We start from the raw sequence: 3,705 nt of genomic DNA on the forward strand, positions 1-3,705 counted from the left end.
CGGGCACCGCCAGCTCCGCCTCCCCGGCCGGGAGGGCGGGTCCGCGGCCGGCCGAGCCGGCGCCTCGGGGGTCCCGGTCACGAGGCCGCCGCCGGCAACTGGAGCGCGGGGCGGGCCGGAGCCGGCGTCGGATCCGTCGGTGTGCGGACGGGGCCGAAGACGCACACGCGCAGCAACAGGAACCGTCCGATGCCGGCGAGTGCGGCGGCCCCCAGGTAGACGGCCTGCTCCAGAAGGGCTCCGGCCGTCGGCCGTACCGCCCACAGGACGGCGACCGCGGCCGATGTCAGCGCGTAGGCGGCCGTGGCCGATCCGGCGGACTGAAGGTGCCGGCGCCATCCGGCGCGCCGCCCGGTCCCGAAGGTGAACAGCGCGTGCAGCTCGGTGCACAGCAGCGTGGAGGCGATGGTGACCAGCGCATTCGCCACCGCCCAGGGCACCACCCCGGCCAGTGGCGACACCGCCGCGGCGGCGGCGGTCCCCACTCCGCCGCCGCACAGCACCAACCGTACGAAGGAGGCGAGGGGGCCGGGGGCGGACGGGGTCCGGCAGCCGGTGACCGGACCGGTTGCCGCCCGCGCCGCGCGTCCCGATTCGCTCATCGTTCTTCCTCGCCCCCGGGGGGCCGCGTCCGGCCCGGTCCGCTCACCGTCACGCTAGGGACGCGGCGGGCGCGGACCGTGGTACCCGGGAGGTCAATGAAGAGGGGCCGGTGGTACCGCGGTACCACCTACGGAGCGGTCCGCGAGGACGGGCCGCTCATGCCGGACCCGTCAGTGTCCGGTCCGGTGTGAGGGGCAGTTCGCGCAAGCGGATGCCGGTGGCGCGCTTGTGCCGATTTATTCGCAGCTGCGAAGATCAGGGCGTCCGGTCAGCCGCCCCCGGGCGCTCCAGGACTCGCACTGATCCATTACCGGCTCGCCGGGCCGATCGGCACTGCCCGGACGGCTCCTGAAATCTCCCGGCAACACGTTATTGACATGACATTTGGACAGGGGGCATCGTACTCGGACTAGAGCGCGCTAGTGGAGCGCGACAGCAGTCCTGCCCCTCCCGCCTAAGGAATCGACCATGACCGTACGTGTAGGTGTCATCGGCGCCGGAATGATCGGCCAGGACCACATACGGCGCCTCACCGAGGTCGTCACCGGCGCCACCGTCACCGCCGTGACCGACCTCGACACCGCCCGCGCCGCCGAGGTCGCCGCCCGCGTGGGTGCCGCGACCCTGCCCACCGGGGCCGACCTGATCGCCTCCCCCGACGTCGACGCCGTCCTCGTCACCTCCTGGGGCCCCACCCACGCCGAACACGTCCTGGGCGCCATCGCGGCCGGCAAGCCCGTCTTCTGCGAGAAACCCCTCGCCACCACCGCCGAGGACTGCCTGCGCATCGTCGACGCCGAACGCGCCCACGGCCGCCGCCTCGTCCAGGTCGGCTTCATGCGCCGCTTCGACCCCGGCTACCGCCAGATGAAGGACATCATCACCACCGGCGCCATCGGCACCCCCCTGATCGTCCACTGCGCCCACCGCAACCCCACCGTGCCCGAGTCGTACTCCTCGGCCATGGCCGCCCAGGACACCGCCGTCCACGAGATCGACGTCCTGCGCTGGCTCCTCGACGACGAGATCACCTCCGCCCAGGTCATCACCCCCCGCGCCACCGGCAAGCGGTTCGCGCACCTGAAGGACCCGCAGATCATGTACTTCGAGACGGCGAACGGCGTCCGCATCGACCTCGAAGTCTTCGTCAACTGCCAGTACGGCTACGACATCCAGTGCGAGACCGTCGGCGAGGACGGCCTCGTCCGCCTGCCCGATCCCGCCGCCGTCGGCCTCCGCACCGCCGGCCGGCACGGCACCGCCGTCCTCCAGGACTGGAAAGGCCGCTTCGCCGAGGCCTTCGACACCGAATTCCGCGAGTGGATCAACGCGATCGCGACAGGCACCGAACCCACCGGGCCCTCCGCCTGGGACGGCTACGCCGCCACCGTCATCACCGACGCCGCCGTCCGCTCCCAGGAATCCGACGGCACCGTCGTCGCCGTCGACATGAAGCCCCGCCCCGCCTTCTACCAAGGCAGCGCCTGAAGACCGCTCCCGCCCCAGCGCCCCGGCCTGACCCACCCACGCCTGTACATCGGCCGGGACGTAGTCCGATCGCCCATGTCACGCCTTGTTGAGACGTCCTGACAAATCCATTGACATCACTGGTGGGCCGTTTCATAGTACGTGCACCTAGCGCGCGCTAGTGATGCGCTCCAGTGATCTGTACGCGGCACACACCCTCGACTGCCGCAGACAACTCCCCCGGCCGCACGACGGCACTCCCGAACCGCTCGCCCGCCTCCCCGGGCCGGGCGAGGAATCTTCGTCAAGGCCACTCTCCATTTCCACCCTGACCAGCACAGTGAGGTGCAAGGGACATGCACAGACACCACCGAGCCGCCGCTCTGACCGCCACGTTTCTCGCCGGCGCCCTGTTCGCCGCGGGCTGTTCGAGCAGTTCCGGCGGGAAGAAGGCCGAGGAAGGCGGCGCGGCGGCCTCCGCGGGCAAGGCCTCCACGCCCCGGATGACGGTGGCCATGGTCACGCACGCCGCACCCGGTGACACCTTCTGGGACCTGATCCGCAAGGGCGCCCAGGCCGCGGCCGCCAAGGACAACATCAAGCTCGTCTACTCCTCCGACCCCAACGCCGGCAACCAGGCCAACCTGGTCCAGAACGCCATCGACCAGAAGGTCGACGGCATCGCCCTGACCGCCGCCAAGCCCGACGCGATGAAGGCCGTGGTCGCCAAGGCCAAGGCGGCCGGCATCCCGGTCGTCGGCTTCAACTCCGGCCTGGACAACTGGAAGCAGCTCGGCATGCTCGAGTACTTCGGCCAGGACGAGAACATCGCCGGCCAGGCCTTCGGCAAGCGCCTGAACCAGCTCGGCGCCAAGCACGCCCTCTGCGTCATCCAGGAACAGGGCCAGGTCGCCCTGGAGTCCCGCTGCGCCGGCCTGAAGAAGGGCTTCAAGGGACAGACGGAGAACCTCTACGTCAACGGCACCGACATGCCGTCCGTGAAGTCCACCATCACCGCCAAGCTGCAAAAGGACCACTCCATCGACCAGGTCGTCACCCTCGGCGCCCCCTTCGCCCTGACCGCCGTTCAGTCGCTCGGCGACGCGAGCAGCAAGGCCAAGGTCGCCACCTTCGACCTCAACAAGGACCTCGTGAGCGCCGTCCAGGCCGGCAAGGTCGAGTTCGCCGTCGACCAGCAGCCCTACCTCCAGGGCTACCTCGCCGTCGACTCCCTGTGGCTCTACAAGAACAACGGCAACTTCAGCGGCGGCGGCACCGCCCCCGTCCTCACCGGACCCGCCTTCATCGACAAGACCAACGTCGACCAGATCGCCACGTTCGCCGCGAACGGAACCCGGTGATGAGCATGACCCAGCAGGCCCAGCCGGCGGTGGCCACACCGCCGGCTCCCGGCCCCCGGCACGCCGACGGCCGTACCCAGGAGCGCCCCCTGGTGCTCCGGCTGCTGGCCCGCCCTGAGGTCGGCGTCTTCCTCGGCGCCGTCGCCGTGTTCGTCTTCTTCTTCGTCATGGCGCCGACTGTCCGTCAGGGCAGCTCGATGGCCACGGTCCTCTACCAGTCGTCGACCATCGGGATCATGGCGCTGCCGGTGGCCCTGCTGATGATCGGCGGCGA

At 70.4% G+C, this 3,705-nt stretch carries 3 protein-coding genes and 1 pseudogene; 3 read left to right on the plus strand and 1 reads right to left on the minus strand.

Going from position 1 to position 3,705, the window contains the following annotated elements:
- Positions 1-77 precede the first annotated feature (77 nt).
- A complete protein-coding gene (locus ACWGJM_RS48915) occupies positions 78-602 on the minus strand; it encodes a hypothetical protein (RefSeq protein WP_453418263.1) in 525 nt (174 codons plus the stop codon).
- A gap of 469 nt (positions 603-1,071) precedes the next feature.
- Here ACWGJM_RS48915 and ACWGJM_RS48920 point away from each other — a divergent pair, with 469 nt between their 5' ends.
- From ACWGJM_RS48920 to ACWGJM_RS48930, 3 genes and pseudogenes are all read left to right on the plus strand, one after another.
- Complete coding sequence (locus ACWGJM_RS48920) at positions 1,072-2,091, plus strand: Gfo/Idh/MocA family protein (RefSeq protein WP_453418264.1); 1,020 nt, start codon at positions 1,072-1,074, stop codon at positions 2,089-2,091.
- A gap of 335 nt (positions 2,092-2,426) precedes the next feature.
- Entirely contained in the window at positions 2,427-3,431 is a 1,005-nt protein-coding gene (locus tag ACWGJM_RS48925; RefSeq protein ID WP_453418265.1) for a substrate-binding domain-containing protein, read from the plus strand.
- Positions 3,431-3,705, plus strand: a pseudogene (locus ACWGJM_RS48930) (ABC transporter permease); the annotation flags it as partial. The gene ACWGJM_RS48925 and the pseudogene ACWGJM_RS48930, both read left to right, overlap by 1 nt.

This window comes from Streptomyces sp. NPDC054834 (assembly GCF_053611185.1).

What these genes read in the sequence shown, in the direction of transcription:
- ACWGJM_RS48920 (WP_453418264.1), top strand. Translation starts at nt 1,072, where the DNA reads ATGACCGTACGTGTAGGTGTCATCGGCGCCGGAATGATCGGCCAGGAC.
- ACWGJM_RS48925 (WP_453418265.1), top strand. Translation starts at nt 2,427, where the DNA reads ATGCACAGACACCACCGAGCCGCCGCTCTGACCGCCACGTTTCTCGCC.
- ACWGJM_RS48915 (WP_453418263.1), bottom strand. Translation starts at nt 602, where the DNA reads ATGAGCGAATCGGGACGCGCGGCGCGGGCGGCAACCGGTCCGGTCACC.